Here is a 15,825-nt window from a genome sequence, read left to right on the forward strand (position 1 = left end):
TCACCACTGTTCACGCAACAGTTGCCGGACCCGGCTCGACGCAGCCCGATTGGGCGCCCCCAGCCGTCCGCCCAGATCGGTGCCACATTGCATCGCATCGACGATCGCGGCGCCGAGGCAATCCTGCACACAGGCCAGATCCTGCGCCGTGGGCTGCTCGATCCGCTGCACGTCGAGCACCTTCCACAGCAGCCCCAGGCTGGCATAACTGTCGATGTCATAGGCCATGGGTGGCACGCTGGCGGCCAGGGCCTCCAGGTCCTCGACACTGCGCAGGGTCACGCGCGCCGCCGAGGCCTTGCCCATGGCATGGACCATCACCCCCGGATCACGCAGGGCGATCAGGCGGTTGGCCTGGTAGCCGTGGGCGAGGAACGCCCCGGACATCGCCTTGCCCACCAGCAGGGCAATCACCGCATGCCCCGCCAGGCGGGCACGGGCGTAACTGTCGGCGGCCGCGGCCAGGGCCAGATGGATCCCCAGGGCTTCCTCACGACGCCCATAGGCCTGGCTCGGCACATCGACAATGGCAATCAGCGCGCGCTTGTGCCCACTCGCGCTGTCGGCCTCGATCACCTCGTCCACCGCCCTCGCCAGACTCCAGCCTTCCAACAGGCCGACTTCGCCATGACGGGCGCGGACAAACCGGTTGTCCGCATCGGGTACCACCGCCAGCAGGCGTACCGGCTGGTCGCCCAGCCGGGTATCGGCGACCTTCAGCGAAGCCGGCAAGCCGGTCGCCTCGACGGCATCGCCAGCCAGGCTCTGGAACCAGTGCAAACCGCGCAGGGAACGGGTGCTCATGGGCGATCTCCTTGGAAAAGCCGGCGTACCGTGGCCGGGTCGATCTGTGGCGCGGCATCCAGTTCAGCCAGCCGCTGCAGGTACCAGCCCGCCTGCCGACTACGCTGTGTCTCGGGCAGGCCAGCCTCCAGCAAGTGCGCGACCTGCTGCCGGATCGCGGCCACGTCATCGCTTGCATAACGATCCACCAGGCCGCTGGCGAAACGCTGCTCGCCGCCGGTCAGGCTCCAGATGAAGGGCCGGTCACGGGAATCGTATTCCTCCAGCCCCGCCTCCTGTTCGATCACCTGCGGCCCATTCAGGCCCAGGCGGGCCTCGCGGGTCACCACCAGGTAACTGCACAGCGCGGCGGCGATGGACATGCCGCCAAAACAGCCGACACTGCCGGCCACCACACCGATCACCGGCTGATAGCGCCGCAGATCGACAATCGCCGCGTGGATATCGGCGATGGCCGCCAGGCCCAGGTTGGCCTCCTGCAGGCGCACGCCACCGGTTTCCAGCAGCAGCACGGCGCGGGTCGGGATGCCCTGGCGGTTGTCTTCGGCAGCCAGCTCCAGGGCACCGGCGATCTTCGCGCCGCCCACCTCGCCGAGGCTGCCGCCCTGGAAAGCGCCCTCTATGGCGGCGATGACCACCGGCAGGCCGTCGATGCTGCCCTTGGCGATCACCACCCCATCATCGGCCTGGGGTACCACGCCCTGGCGTTCGAGCCAGGGCGACATGACCCGGGCGAAGGGATCGAGCAGTTCGCGGAAACTGCCGCTGTCGAGCAAAGCCCTGGCCCGCTGCCGGGCGCCGAGTTCGACAAAACTGTGCTTGTGCAACAGAGCCTCGCTGTCAGTCATGGCCGATCTCCTCGAAACCTTGTTCCAGACGCAACCGGACCACCCCGGGCGTGGCGCCGAAATCGTGGATATCGATCGCCAGCGCCGGCGGCAGCCGCCCGTCGAACAAGCGCTCGAACAGGTGCTGCCAGCGCGCCGAGCTGCCATTGACCGAGGTGGTCACCTGGATCGACAGGGTGCCGGGGTGACCGGGTTCGAGCAGCACTTCCAGGTCGCCGGAACCGACACAGCCCACCAGGGCACGGCCCCGGGGCGGTTGTCCGGCGGGGAATTCGAAGGACAGTTTTTCCATCACAAGGCTTCCTGTTCGAGACGGTCGATCAGCAGGCAGGCGGCGAGCAGGTCCGCCGCGCCGCCGGGTGAAGCGTTCATCGCCAAAAGCTGTTGATCCAATTCATGCAGGCAGCGCCGGCCGGCCAGGCTGGCGCTGCCGCCGGCCTCCAGCACCGCGCGGGCGCCCTGCTGCATGGCCTGCAGGCCCGGCAGGCCGGCGCGGTAGAGCACGCAGGTGTCGGCCAGGCCGGTCATGATCGCCAGCAGCGCATCCAGCCGGGCATTCTGTTCGCCGTGACCCGCCAGGCGGCTGCGCCGCAGTTGAGGCAGGCCGAGCCGGGTGACGGCCGGGAAGCCGAGTTGCGCCTGCTCCCGGGCACCGCGGGCCCCGTAACGGCGGGCCACCTGCTGGCCGTGGCTGTTGCCGCCGGGTGCATGGCGGTCTTCCAGCAGTGCCAGGCGCGCGGCCCGGAGGGTCAGCGCTTGGGCAGAAACGCTGCCGGACTCCTGTGCCGCCGCGGCCACCAGCAGGCCCAGGGCCCAGATCGCGCCACGGTGGGTATTCACTCCGCCGGTGGTCCTGAGCATCGCCTGTTCTCCCTCGCGGCCGATACGACCCAGGGCTTCACGCAATACCAGGCCGCTGAATGCCGGGGAATGGCTGGCAATGGCGGCATCGGCCATCTCCTTGAACATCGGCCACAACGCCAGCGCCGAGGCATGCATCAGGCCCAGGTGCAGGTCGTTGTGTGCACCGCTGCCACGCCGGTCCACCAGGGCGGGCTTGGGCGACAGGTCGGCTTCGTCGATCAGCGCTTCGACGGCGAAATCCGCCAGGCGCTCGGCCAGTGACAGGGGTTGGGGCTGCAGATTGAAGGCGTGCATTTACCAGCTCCTGAAGCGTGCGGGCGGGTTGTAGAGGCCACCGGACCACTCCACCAGGTCGGCCACACTTTTGGCCGCGAGCAGTTCACGGCTGGCGTCGGTGCGGCGGATGCCCAGGTCCTCGGGCAAGGCGATCAGCCCTTCGCGCCGCAGCCGTGCCGTATCCTGCGGCTTGTGCCGCAGGCCGATGGCAGTGACCCCCGCCACGGCGGCGATCATCGCCTGGCGCTCCTCCAGGGAGCGGGCCTTGTACAGGTAGGCGATCCCCTCCTCGGTCAGCAGGTGGGTGACGTCGTCGCCGTAAATCATGATCGGTGCCAGCGGCATGCCGCTTTTCCTCGCCACCTCGACGGCATCGAGGGTTTCGACGAACGTCGGCTTGCCGCCCTCCTGGAAGGTCTCGACCATCTGCACCACCAGTTTCCTGCCGCGTTCGAGCAGCGCCTGGGGCGCATCGCCGCGGTCCAGGCGCATATCGAGCCAGGCCGGGGTGCCATGCCGCCGACCGCGCGGATCGTGGCCCATGTTCGGTGCCCCGCCGAAACCGGCCAGGCGCCCGCGGGTGACGGTGGAGGAATGACCGTCGCCATCGACCTGCAGGGTCGCGCCGATGAACAGATCCACCGCGTACTGCCCGGCCAGTTGGCAGACCATCCGGTTCGAGCGCAGCGAGCCGTCGCGCCCGGTGAAGAACACGTCCGGCCGGGCGGCGATGTAGTTCTCCATGCCCAGTTCGGTACCGAAGCAATGCACGCTGTCGACCCAGCCGCTTTCGATCGCCGGAATCAGCGTCGGGTGCGGGTTGAGCGTCCAGTTGCGGCAGATCTTGCCCTTCAGGCCCAGGGACTCGCCGTAGGTCGGCAGGATCAGTTCGATGGCGGCGGTGTTGAAGCCGATCCCGTGGTTGAGCGACTGCACGTTGTGTTTTTCGTAGATCCCGCGGATCGCCATCATCGCCATCAGCACATGCACCGGCTTGATATGCCGCGGGTCGCGGGTGAACAGCGGTTCGATATAGAACGGCCGGTCGGCCACCACCACGAAATCGACCCAGGACGCGGGAATGTCCACCCGCGGCAACTCGCTGACATCGTCGACCAGCTGGTTGACCTGGACGATCACGATGCCGTCGCTGAACGCCGCCGGCTCGATCAGCGCCGGGGTGTCTTCGGTGCTGGGGCCGGTGTAGATGTTGCCGGCGCGGTCGGCCATGAAGCCGGCGCTGAGCACCACGTTGGGAATCAGGTCCACCACCAGCCGCGCGTAGAGTTCGATGTAGGTGTGGATCGCACCGATTTCCAGCAGGCCGTCCTCCAGCAACTGGCTGATACGCAGGCTCTGGGTGCCGGCGAAGGAGAAGTCCAGCTTGCGGGCGATACCGCGCTCGAACAGGTCCAGGTGCTCGGCACGGCCGACGCTGGGCATGATCATGTGCAAGTCGTGAAGCCGGGCCGGATCGGCCTTGGCCAGGGAACGCGAGAGAAAATCCGCCTGCTTCTGGTTGTTGCCCTCCAGCACCACCCGGTCGCCGGGCATGATCAGGGCTTGCAGGGCGGCGACGATCTGCTCGGTCGGCAACACCACGCCATCGGCGAGGGCCCGCACCTGTTCGAGACGACGCTGCTTCTCGGCGCGGCGCCGCGTCCAGCGCGAGTCGGGGGAATTGGGGGCTGTCATGCTCACTCCAGGGGTTCGCTGTCGTGGCTAGACAGTAGGAGCGATCGGACAGGGCATCAATCAAGCCCGGCGACTGATTGTTACGCCAAGGTTAATGATTTGACGCGGGGGGTGGGTGGCAGTGTCGTCGTGGTGAATGGGCGAGTGTTACTGGAGTAGCAGGTCCGACGCTTTCGCGGGCAAGCCCGGCTCCTACCGAGCGTCTTCGGGATACCGATGCCAGCCACCCTCCTGTAGGCGCGTGGCTGGCCCGCGAAGGGGCCATCAGCCGCACGAAACGATCTCAGGCCAGCCCCGACTCCAGTACCAGGCGTTCCAGCCCCGGCAGGTCCGGGATCTTCGCCACCAGCTCGCCGACCTGTACCGCGGCCTTCTCCAGGCGGCACAGTGGCACGTCGACGAAACTCAATTGGCTGTCGAGCTTGTACGAACGCGGGATGCCCTGGATCACCAGGGCGATGAAACGCAGCTCCGGGCGCCCGCCGAGGGTGTTGAGGACCACGATCCGGGCACGCTCGCCCACGGCGATCGCGCCGCCACAAGCCGCCTCGAAGCTGATCAGCGGCAACTGGCGGTCGCGCCAGGTCACCTGGCGCAGGTACCACGGCGGCGCATCGCTGGCCGGCTCGCCGCGCTGGAAGTCGATCAGTTCGGCCACCGCCACGTTCGGCAACAACAGGTAGCGATCGGCCAGGGGCAGCATCAACCCGGTCAGGCTGCTGGCACGGTGTTCATGCATGGGCATGGCTCCAATGGGCGATGCTCTCCAGCAGCACCGATTCCTGGTACGGCTTGCCCAGGTAGTCGTTGACGCCGATCGCCATGGCCCGGTCGCGGTGTTTCTGGCCGGTACGGGAAGTGATCATGATGATCGGCAGGTCCTTCAGGCGTGGGTCGTTGCGCACCCGGGTCGCGACCTCGAAGCCGTCCATGCGCGGCATCTCGATGTCCAGCAGCATCAGGTCCGGGGTGTGCTCCTGCAACAGGGCCATTGCGTCGACACCGTCCTTCGCGGTGAGCACGTTCATGCCGTTGCGCTCCAGCAGGCGGCTGGTGACCTTGCGCACGGTGACCGAGTCGTCCACCACCAGCACCAGCCGTGGCCGCAGCGGTGTGAAGTCGCCCGCCAGGTCGCTCAGCGCCCGCGGTACCGGCACCCAGGCCTGGGACGTGCGGACATGGGCCAGCAGGTCGAGAATCAGCACCACCCGGCCATCACCGAGAATGGTCGCCCCCGAGAGCCCCGACACCGCGGCGAACTGCGGCCCCAGGCTTTTCACCACGATCTCGCGGGTGCCGGCCAGGCTGTCGACCTGCAACGCCACCCGCTGCTCGTTGCAATGCACCAGCAGCAGCGGCAGCGGTTGGCTCAGCCCCAACAGCCTGGGCTTGCTGACGGTTTTCAGCAGTTCGCCCAGGTAACGCAATTCGTAGGTCTGCCCGGCGTACTCGTAGCGCGGCGGATTGCACTGGTAATAGCCTTCCAATTCGCTGGGGAGCACCCGCACCAGGCCCTCGACGGTGTTCAACGGCACCGCGTACTGCTCATCACCACACTGCACCATCAGCGCCCGGTTCACCGAGACGCTGAACGGCAGGCGAATCTGGAAGTGCACGCCCTGGCCCTTGATCGAGTCGATGGTCATGGTCCCGCCCAACTGCCGCACTTCCTCATGGACCACGTCCATGCCGACACCACGCCCGGAAATCTGGGTGATGCGTTCGGCGGTGGAGAAGCCCGGCTGAAGGATGAACTGCAACACGTCGCGGTCGCTGATCGGCGTGTCCTCCTCGATCATTCCGCGCTTGATCGCCTTGCGCCGCACCGCGTCGAGCGGGACCCCGGCGCCGTCGTCATGGATGTCGAAAACGATATCACCGCCTTCATGGGACAGGTCGAGGGTGATCCGCCCCTGCTCCGGCTTGCCGGCCGCACGCCGTACTTCGGTGCTTTCCAGGCCGTGGTCGACGGCGTTACGCAGCATGTGTTCCAGCGGCGCGACCATGCGTTCGAGCACATTGCGGTCGACCTCGCCCTCGGCATTGCCGACGATGAAATCGACGTCCTTGCCCAGTTCCGCCGCGACCTGCCGTACCACCCGCTTCAGCCGCGGCACCATGCGCTCGAACGGCACCATGCGCGTGCGCATCAGGCCTTCCTGCAATTGGGTGTTGACCCGGGCCTGCTGCAACAGCAGGTTCTCGGCGTCCTGGTTGCGACCGGCCAGGGTCTCCTTGAGATCCAGCAAATCGGACGCCGATTCGAACAGAGCGCGGGACAGCTGCTGCAACTGCGAGTGGCGGTCCATCTCCAGCGGGTCGAATTCCTCGTAACCCAGGCGCTCGGCCTCCACCTGCTGGCGGCTGAGAATCCGCCCCTGGGTCTCGGTGTCGAGCCGACGCAACTGGTCGCGCATCCGCTCGATGGTGGTTTCCATTTCGTTGAGCGCGATCTTGGCGTCATTCACCTGCTGCTCGATGCGCCCACGGAAAATCGACGTCTCGCCCGCCAGGTTGACCAAATCCTCCAGCAGATCGGCGGACACCTTGACCATGTCCTGGGGCGGGCGCTCAGCCTCCGGCTCGCTCTTGAGCGGCGCCGGCGGCTCCGCCACCGCTGGCGGTTCGAGCGGCGGCTGCCGGCCAAACGCCTGGATCTCGGCGATCAGGGCATCGGCCGGTGACACCGGCTGCTCGGCCCGCACCGCATCGAGCATCTGTGCCAGACGGTCATGACCGCTCTGCAACAGGTCGAACAGCCTGTCACCAGGCTGCAGCAGCAGGGTCGACACGCCTTCGTAGAGAAACTCCAGCTCGTGGGCCAGGTCGCCAATGGGGGCGATCTCGACCATTCGCGCACCGCCCTTGAGGGTGTGCAGGTCGCGCAGCAGGTTTTCCACTTCCTGGCGGCTCGACGGCTCGGCGCGCCAGCGTTGCAACGCCGCGCCGGAGCTCTCGATGATGTCGAAACCTTCCTCGAGAAAAACCTCGAGCAGTTCCGGATCTCCACCGGTCGCGGGCGGCTCGACCGGTACCGGCGCCAGCGGCTCGGCACCCTGCTGGCGGAACGCCTGGAGGCTGTCGATCAACCGCGCCGGATCGCTCAGCGGCTGCTGCTCCTGCAACTGCTCGAGCATGACGGCCAGTTGGTCATGGCTCTTCTGCAACAGCAACGCCAGTGGCGGCGAATGGCTGAAGCGCCGGTCCAGCAGCCCCTCGTAGAGGTTCTCCAGCTCATGGGCCAGGTCGCCGACCGGACCGACCTCGGCCATCCGCGCGCCCCCCTTGAGGGTGTGCAGGTCACGCTGCAGGGCCAGCAGCGAGGCGCCGTTGTCCGGCTCGTCGAGCCAGCGCTGCAACGCCAGCCCGGCACTGTCGAGGATATCCGCCGCCTCTTCGAGGAAGATCGCCACGATCTCGTCGTCCAGGTCCACACGCTCCTCGAGCTGTGCCGCAGCGGTGGCCGCGCCCAGTTCGCTGATGCGTGGAGCAGCGCCACCGTCGTTCCTGATCAGCCCGGTGGCGGACGGGTCGAGTGCCTCGTCGAGCAGCTCGCGCAGGGCGCGGATCCGCACCGGCTGCGGGTTGATCGCCTGGCCGGCGGCCAGTTCGTCGAGCATGTTGATCAGCGCTTCGTGAGCCTGCTGCGCCTCATGAAAAAACCGCTCGCTGACCGCCAGGCTGCTTTCCTCGACAGCCCCGTAGATATCCAGCAGGGCTTCGCACAGCTCGTCCACCGGCTCCAGGTCGGCCAGATGCGCGCCCTGGCCGAGGGTGGTCAGTTCGTCCAGCAGGTCGTTGAGTTCCTGGCGTTCGCCAGGGTGCTGCTGCCACCGCTGCAGCAGGCTTTCGGCATCCAGCAGGATATCCATGCCCTGGGCCAGGAAGCTGTTGATCAGTTGCGGGTCGCGGCGGGTGCGCTGGGCGCTGCTGGGTACGCTGAGCAGGGCTTCGAGCCGCGCCGCCAGTAATGCCTCGGCCCGGCGGATCAGTTGCGGCGCACCGTCGATGGCGACCAGCGGATCGTCCGCCAGTTGCTGCAGGCCCTGGCGAAACAGGCCTTCGGCCTCGAACAGCAGCTCGACTTCGTCCAGGTCCAGCGCCAGCAGATGGGCCTTGAACTCGCGCACCAGGTAGTAGAGCGGCGCGGCCAGCTCGGCCATCGGCAGGACGCCGGCCATGTAGGCGCTGCCCTTGAGGGTATGCAAGGCCCGTTGCAGTTCGTCGCTGACCTGCAATGGCAGGTGCTCGGCAGCCTGTTCGAGAAAGTGGTTGAGACTGTCGAGGTGGGCCTCGGCCTCGGCGCGGAAGATTTCCAGCAACTGCCGGTCAAGCGCCTCCACGTCATCCGCAGCCCCGGCGTCAGCCCCATCATCGGTGCTCGCCAGGGCATGGGCGCGGGCTGCCAACTGGTCGACATCGTCACGCTGGCGCTGGGCGCCGGCGGCGAACTCATCGACCAGTTCAGGCAGCAGGTGCAGTACTTCGTCGATCAGTTGCGGCACCTCGGGCGCGGGCTCCAGGCTGCGCTCCAGTACCCGGTTGAGCAGGTTCTCCATGGCCCAGGCCAGCTCGGCCAGCACCAGCGCGCGGACCATCCGGCCGCTGCCCTTGAGGGTGTGGAAGGCCCGGCGCAATTCGCCCAGGGCCGACTGGCCGTCGAGATCGGCGACCCAGCGTGGCAGGTAGTCACGCAGGGCATCGAGGACCTCAGCGGCTTCCTCGAGAAACACCTCACGCAATTCGTCATCCACCGGCGGCTCGTCGGACGGCGGCGGCAGCAGGCTACGGGGCACCTGTCGGGCCGGCGGATTGAGTTCCGAGACCGGGGTGGCCAGCATATCGGCCAGTGACTGCACCACATGGGGGTCGTCCAGTTCCTGCAGATCCTGCATCACCAGGGCTTCGGTAGGGCTCAGCGCCTCTTCGAGCAGCGGCACCTCCAGCTCCACCGGCGCATAGCCCAGGGCGTCCAGGCTCTGCTCGACCTTGTCCAGCACCTGCTCGCCCAGGGCCTCGTGGTCTTCCGCCAGGCGTTCGAGGTAGTACTCGATGCCGCTCAGGGCATCGGCGAGACGATCGAGCTGCTGCCAGGGCGGCGAGGCCGGCTCGTCGATCAGGTGCTCGCGGATGTAGTGGTTGCAGGTTTCCAGCAGGCTCGCCGCGCGGCCCAGGGGAATCATCGACAGCGCACCCCGCACCTGGGTCAGCAGGTCGGGCAGTGGCGCCAGGCGCTCGCGGTCCCAGTTGGCATCGATGTAGTCGACGATCAGGTCCTTGGCCTGCTGCAGGCAGAGCAGCGCCTCGCGGATCACGATCTGGTGGATCAGGGTCAGGTCGGTGGTCGGCAGGCCGCTCTCTTCCCGCCCTTGCTGCTCGACCGTGCCAACCATTCCGGCCAGCGTCGCCTCGACATAGAGCAGGGCCCCGGCGACATCCATCAGCACCGCGTCATTCGGTTCGCGCTGGCCCTGGGCCAGGCCCTGGACCACCGCCAACTGGTCGATGATCACCTTGCGCGGCTGGCCGAAACCGAGCACCGCCAGGGTATCGGCGATCTGCCGCAACGGCGCCAGCAGACCGGCCAGGTCGTCGGCGTGCTGGCGATCGCTGCGCACGAACAGGTCCAGCCGCTCCTTGACCCGCACCAGCTCCTCACAGAGGGCCGAGACCACCGAGCGCATGGCGTCGCGGTCGGGGCCGGCCAGGCGCGCGCGCTCCTCGTCGACCACGCGGGTATCCGGCAACGCCTCGTCGAGGCCGTAGCGTTCCTTGAGCACGCGCATCTGCGCGGTAGGCTGCTCGGCCTTGGCCAGGTAGAACAGCAGGCTCTTGAGCAGTTCGTCCGGCGCCGCCTGGTTGATGCCCTCGATACCCTGTTCCAGCAGACGCTTGAGTTCCCGGTCGGCATCCTTGAGCAGGCTGCGCAGTGCCGGGCTGTTGCCGATCGCACCGGCGAGCATGCCTTCGACCAGCGCCGAACCGACCTCCCACAGCGGCGCCAGCGGTGCACCCTGGCAGAGGCTTTCGAGGCGACCGAACACCTTGGCCATGTAGCCCAGGTTGGTGGCGTCGTCCTGCTCGCGCAGCAGCCCGACCAGGGCGGTCTGCAACATCTGTCGCCACTTGCGCAGCAACCCGGGCAGATCCGGCGGGGCCAGCCGGGCCAGGGCCTCGGCGTCGAGCGGCGGCAGGTCCGGCAGCAGCGGGCTGAACAGGCTGGTTTCCGAAAGCAGGCTTTCGCCACGGGCGCTGCGCAGGTCGTTGAGCAGCGGCAGCACCACCAGCGGCAGATCGCGCCGGGCGCTGTGCACGCGGTCCAGGTACAGCGGCAACTGGGTAAACGCCTGGTGCAGCAGGCTGACGGCCTCGCCAGGTTCGCTGACCCGGCCCTGCTGCAGGGCCAGCACCAGTTGTTCCATTTCCTCGGCCAACAGCGCCGCCCCATAGAACTCGACCATCTGCAGACTGCCGTGCACCTGGTGGATACAGGCCAGGCACTCGGCGATTTCCTCGGCCCCATGCTCCGGCCCGTCGAGGCCGTCCAGGGCCTGCCGGGCCTGCTTCAGGGTGTCGGCGATCTCGCCCTTGACCCACTCCAGGGCCACGTAGTCATGCTGCTGCTCGCTCATGCTCGTACTACCGGGTTTCACGCGCATCTTGCGCTTGGGGCAAGGTAAAGCCGGAGACCGAGCGCCGCAGTTGGCTGGCCATTTTCGCCAGGTTGCCAATGCTCTCGGCGGTAGCGGTCGAACCGGATGAGGTCTGGGTGGTGATCTGCTGGATCACGTTCATGGTCAGCGAAATCTGCCCCGCCGACGAAGTTTGCTGCTGGGCGGCGTTGAAGATGCTCTGGATCAGCGCGGCCAGGGTTTTCGATACCCCCTCGATTTCCTCCAGCGCCACCCCGGCATCCTGCGCCAGACGCGCTCCCCTGACCACTTCGGTGGTGGTCTGTTCCATGGAGATCACCGCCTCGTTGGTGTCGGCCTGGATCGCCCGCACCAGGGTCTCGATCTGCCGGGTCGCGGCGGACGAGCGCTCCGCCAGGCGCTGGACCTCGTCGGCGACCACCGCGAAACCGCGCCCGGCGTCGCCGGCCATGGAGGCCTGGATCGCCGCATTGAGCGCGAGGATGTTGGTCTGCTCGGCAATGTCGTCGATCAGGCTGACGATATCGCCGATCTCCTGGGAAGACTCGCCCAGGCGCTTGATGCGCTTGGCGGTGTCCTGGATCTGCTCGCGGATGTTGTCCATGCCGTGGATGGTGTTGTGCACCACCTCGTTGCCCTTGTTGGCGATTTCCACCGAGCGCTCGGCCACCGCCGAGGATTCGGCGGCGTTGGCCGACACCTGGTCGATGGACTGGGCCATGTCGCTGATCGCCGCGGACGCCTCGCTGATCTGCTGGGCCTGGTGCTCCGAGGCCTCGGCCAGTTGCATCGCGGTGGCCTGGGTTTCCTGCACGGCGGCGGCGACCTTGCCGGCGGTGAGGTTGATGGTCGCGACCAGGTCGCGCAACTGGTCCACCGAATAGTTGATCGAGTCGGCAATGGTCCCGGTGAAGTCTTCGGTCACCGAGGCGGTCACGGTCAGGTCGCCGTCGGCCAGGTCCTCGATTTCATCCAGCAGGCGCATGATCGCGTGCTGGTTGCGCTCGTTCTTTTCCGCGGTCTCGCGCAACTGGCGGTTGGTCTCGCGAACCATCACCAGGCCGATCAGGATGATCGAGGCCAGCGCCAGCAGGCCGAGGACATAACCGCCGATGGTGTCGAGGGAACGCCCGCCCGCCAGGTTCTCGAAACCGTTGGCCAGGTGCGAGGCCTCGTCCAGCAGGGTCTGCGACAGGCTGAAGATGCTGCTGGCGGACTCACGGACCTGGAACAGCTCCGGCGAGGTTTCGAGAATCTCGTCGACCGAGCCGGAGACGAATTCGAACAGTTCGGCAATCTCGCCGAGCCGGGCCCGGGCATCCTTGTCCTCGACCTGGGAAATCTTCATCGCGGCATTGCCCTGCAACATGCCATTGAGCACCTGGCCGAAGCGCGCCGCATCACGACCGAAGGCATCGGCCGCCTGGGACGAGGTTTCGTCGCCGGCCAGCACGGTGTTCACCGCACCGAGAATACGCTCGGCGAGCAACGACTGGCGCTGGGCCATGGCCACCTGGGCCGCCGGTGCTCCCCGCTGCAGGAGGATTTCCACGACCTTCTCGTACTCGACCTGCAACTGCGGCACGGTTTCGGCCAGGGTCGCCGCCACCTGGTGCAGGGACAGCACGGTCTGTTCACTGGCGAGGATCGCATCGGTGTTTTTCAGCAGGCTTTCCCAGTCCTGCTGCACCGCGTGCATTTCATTGCGCACGGTCGGCGGCGCGGCGGGCAGGCCGGTGGACGGGTCGCCCTTCTTCAGGTAGCCCCAGCGCTGGGCGAAGTCGTTGCGCGCATCGCTGAGCAGCTTGAACGCCGCGGCCTTGCCGGAAGCCGCCTCGGTGGCGTTCTTGGCGATACGCTGGGACAGCACGCGCAATTCGCCGGCGTGGCTGATGTACTGCTTGTCGTAGGAGGCCTGGGTGTTCAGGTAGGCGAAGTTGGCGAACAGCAACATGATGAACACGATCAGTGCGATGAACAGCACGATGATCTGTGAACGACTGCGCGAGGCCTGCTCGGGATTGCCGGTTTTGCCTTTGATCATCTCAGGCCTCTGCCTGTACTGCCATGGAAGCGGGCCCCGCGCAAGCCGGACACACGATTAGACTGCAACATCAAGAAACCCCGGAGCCTGCGCCAGGCTGAACGGGCTGAAGACCCACCAGTTGCGCCCACGTTCGAAACAGCCCTGCACGAAGGGCGCGACGGCCTGTTCCGGGCGCTCGACCGAATGCAACTGCCGGCTGTCCCGGGGAAAGTGCTGCATGCCCGCCACCTCGTCCACCAGCAGGCCGGCGAACACGTCCTTGTACTCCAGCACCAGTACCCGACGCTGCTTGCGCACGGTCGACAACTCATGACCGAAGAACCCGCACAGGTCCATCAGCGGTAACAGCCGCCCACGCAGGTTGGCAACGCCCCTGACCCAGGGCTTCACCCCCGGCAGCAGGGTGTAGCGCGGCTCATGCAGCACTTCGGCCACTTCGCCCATGGGCGCCACGTACCACTGCTCGCCGAGCCGGAAACCGATGCCGCTCCAGGTATCCTGGCGGGCTTCCTGGGACGGCAGGTCCGCCGCCAGCGCCCGACAGCGCTGGTCTATCTCCAGCAGGAGCGCAAAGGCGGTCTGCGATTCGGCCATGGCTGCCGGCCGTCAACCGGCCAGGACGTTGTTCAGGGTCTTGAGCAGGGTTTCCTCTTCGACCGGCTTGGTCAGGTAGTCCCTGGCGCCCTGGCGCGTGCCCCAGACCTTGTCGGTCTCCTGGTCCTTGGTGGTGATGATGATCACCGGGATCGCCGAGGTTTCCGGATCCTTGGTCAGTTGCCGGGTCGCCTGGAAGCCGTTGAGGCCGGGCATGACGATATCCATCAGCACCGCATCGGGCTTTTCCTGACGGGCCAGGGCCACGCCGTCGGCGCCGTTCTCGGCCTTGAGGACTTCATGACCGTGCCTTTCCAGCATGCCGGTCAGTTTGTACATTTCAGTCGGCGAATCATCGACGATCAGGATGCGTGCCATGGTGCTCCCCATTTCTTATAAAGCAGGCGGCCCGGCGGCCCCCCGTCAAAGTGCTTGTTCTACTGCCGCAAATCCCGGGACATGCGCCTTGATCGCCTCCAGCAGTTCTTCCTTGCTGAAGGGTTTGGTCAAGAACTGATCAGAACCGACGATACGTCCCTTGGCCTTGTCGAACAGGCTGTCCTTGGAGGACAGCATGATCACCGGCGTCGACTTGAACGCACTGTTGTTCTTGATCAGGGCGCAGGTCTGGTAGCCATCCAGGCGCGGCATCATGATGTCGACGAAGATGATGCCCGGGTGGTGATCGGCGATCTTGGCCAACGCCTCGAAGCCGTCGACAGCGGTGATGACTTCGCAACCGACATGCTTCAACAGCGTTTCGGCGGTACGGCGAATCGTCTTGGAGTCATCGATGACCATGACTTTCAAGGCTGTGGAATGCTGTTCCATATCTGCTCTACCATCGCCACAGCGACGCATTTTCCAGGGATGCCCGGTTTCCGGGCGCGAAACCCTTGATGCGGAAGGATTTCGTACAGGATGCGAACCTTTTTAGCACAGTCTCCCTACGCAATCCATGCGCGGCCCCCGCCCCAGCTTTTTCCTTGACCGCGAACCTCCACAGCGCCACTCTGACGCCACTTTATCAAGTCATTGCGGCCTTCACGGCCTACAGAGGATATAGCCCATGAGCGTTCGTCTCGGGATTGTCATGGACCCCATCGCGAGCATTTCCTACAAGAAGGACAGCTCGCTGGCCATGTTGCTGGCCGCCCAGGAGCGCGGCTGGACGCTGTTCTACATGGAGCAGCAGGATCTTTACCAGGACGCCGGGGTAGCCCGCGCGCGGATGAAACCGTTGAAGGTGTTCGCCAACCCCGAGCACTGGTTCGAGCTGGAAGCGGAAACCGACGCGGCCCTGAGCGAGCTGGACGTGATCCTGATGCGCAAGGACCCGCCGTTCGACATGGAGTTCGTCTACTCCACCTACCTGCTGGAGCAGGCCGAACGGGCCGGCGTGCTGGTGGTGAACAAGCCCCAGAGCCTGCGCGACTGCAACGAGAAACTGTTCGCCACCCAGTTCCCCCAGTGCACGCCGCCCACCGTGGTCAGCCGCCGCGCCGACGTGCTGCGTGAATTCGCCGCCAGGCACGGCGATGTGATCCTCAAGCCGCTGGACGGCATGGGCGGCACCTCGATCTTCCGTCACCGGGTCGGCGACCCGAACCTGTCGGTGATCCTCGAAACCCTCACCGCCCTGGGCAGCCAGCAGATCATGGCCCAGGCCTACCTGCCGGCGATCAAGGACGGCGACAAGCGCATCCTGATGGTCGATGGCGAGCCGGTACCCTATTGCCTGGCACGCATCCCGGCCAGCGGCGAAACCCGCGGCAACCTGGCCGCCGGCGGTCGCGGCGAAGCCCGCCCGCTGACCGAACGCGACCGCTGGATCGCCGCCCAGGTCGGACCGACCCTGCGGGAAAAGGGCCTGCTGTTCGTAGGCCTGGATGTCATCGGCGAGCACCTGACGGAAATCAACGTCACCAGCCCGACCTGCATCCGCGAGATCGACAACGCCTTCGGCACCCGGATCGGCAGCCTGCTGATGGATGCCATTGAGCAGAAGCTCAAGAGCCGTTGATGTAGAACAGCCGAGATGGAA

General features: G+C 66.4%; 12 protein-coding genes. 1 reads left to right on the forward strand and 11 read right to left on the reverse strand.

What is annotated here, in order from left to right; all coding sequences use genetic code 11:
- The 11 genes from mdcE to pilG all read right to left on the reverse strand — a co-directional run bounded on the left by mdcE (position 1) and on the right by pilG (position 14,612).
- A complete protein-coding gene (gene mdcE, locus ACZ5KU_RS29425) occupies positions 1 to 804 on the reverse strand; it encodes a biotin-independent malonate decarboxylase subunit gamma (protein WP_464736602.1) in 804 nt (267 codons plus the stop codon).
- Entirely contained in the window at positions 801 to 1,652 is an 852-nt protein-coding gene (locus ACZ5KU_RS29430) for a biotin-independent malonate decarboxylase subunit beta (RefSeq protein WP_054061416.1), read from the reverse strand. The genes mdcE and ACZ5KU_RS29430 overlap by 4 nt, the downstream gene beginning before the upstream one ends.
- The gene (locus tag ACZ5KU_RS29435; RefSeq protein WP_054061417.1) at positions 1,645 to 1,944 is read right to left on the reverse strand and encodes a malonate decarboxylase subunit delta; all 300 of its coding nucleotides are present in this window, start codon (positions 1,942 to 1,944) and stop codon (positions 1,645 to 1,647) included. Before ACZ5KU_RS29435 ends, ACZ5KU_RS29430 begins: the two co-directional genes overlap by 8 nt.
- Positions 1,944 to 2,810 (reverse strand): triphosphoribosyl-dephospho-CoA synthase, encoded by an 867-nt coding sequence (locus tag ACZ5KU_RS29440; protein ID WP_416770839.1) that lies wholly within the window; start codon positions 2,808 to 2,810, stop codon positions 1,944 to 1,946. The genes ACZ5KU_RS29435 and ACZ5KU_RS29440 overlap by 1 nt, the downstream gene beginning before the upstream one ends.
- The gene (gene mdcA, locus ACZ5KU_RS29445) at positions 2,811 to 4,487 is read right to left on the reverse strand and encodes a malonate decarboxylase subunit alpha (RefSeq protein ID WP_054060896.1); all 1,677 of its coding nucleotides are present in this window, start codon (positions 4,485 to 4,487) and stop codon (positions 2,811 to 2,813) included.
- 283 nt (positions 4,488 to 4,770) lie between these two features.
- Positions 4,771 to 5,226, reverse strand: a complete 456-nt coding sequence (locus ACZ5KU_RS29450) for a chemotaxis protein CheW (protein WP_054060897.1) — start codon at positions 5,224 to 5,226, stop codon at positions 4,771 to 4,773.
- On the reverse strand, positions 5,219 to 11,119 hold the full coding sequence (locus ACZ5KU_RS29455) for an Hpt domain-containing protein (RefSeq protein ID WP_464736603.1): 5,901 nt from the start codon (positions 11,117 to 11,119) through the stop codon (positions 5,219 to 5,221). The genes ACZ5KU_RS29450 and ACZ5KU_RS29455 overlap by 8 nt, the downstream gene beginning before the upstream one ends.
- A 7-nt stretch (positions 11,120 to 11,126) precedes the next feature.
- On the reverse strand, positions 11,127 to 13,184 hold the full coding sequence (locus ACZ5KU_RS29460) for a methyl-accepting chemotaxis protein (RefSeq protein ID WP_464736604.1): 2,058 nt from the start codon (positions 13,182 to 13,184) through the stop codon (positions 11,127 to 11,129).
- A gap of 57 nt (positions 13,185 to 13,241) precedes the next feature.
- Positions 13,242 to 13,781 carry a chemotaxis protein CheW gene (locus tag ACZ5KU_RS29465; RefSeq protein ID WP_464736605.1) on the reverse strand — a complete coding sequence of 180 codons (540 nt, stop codon included), beginning with the start codon at positions 13,779 to 13,781 and terminating at the stop codon, positions 13,242 to 13,244.
- A gap of 12 nt (positions 13,782 to 13,793) precedes the next feature.
- Positions 13,794 to 14,159 (reverse strand): twitching motility response regulator PilH, encoded by a 366-nt coding sequence (pilH, locus tag ACZ5KU_RS29470; RefSeq protein ID WP_054060893.1) that lies wholly within the window; start codon positions 14,157 to 14,159, stop codon positions 13,794 to 13,796.
- Positions 14,160 to 14,204: 45 nt separating this feature from the next.
- Positions 14,205 to 14,612 (reverse strand): twitching motility response regulator PilG, encoded by a 408-nt coding sequence (gene pilG / locus ACZ5KU_RS29475; RefSeq protein ID WP_054060892.1) that lies wholly within the window; start codon positions 14,610 to 14,612, stop codon positions 14,205 to 14,207.
- Positions 14,613 to 14,850: 238 nt separating this feature from the next.
- Between pilG and gshB the strand changes: the two genes are divergently transcribed.
- Positions 14,851 to 15,804 (forward strand): glutathione synthase, encoded by a 954-nt coding sequence (gene gshB / locus ACZ5KU_RS29480; RefSeq protein ID WP_054060891.1) that lies wholly within the window; start codon positions 14,851 to 14,853, stop codon positions 15,802 to 15,804.
- Positions 15,805 to 15,825 lie beyond the last annotated feature (21 nt).

This window comes from Pseudomonas sp. Tof1, from assembly GCF_055390395.1.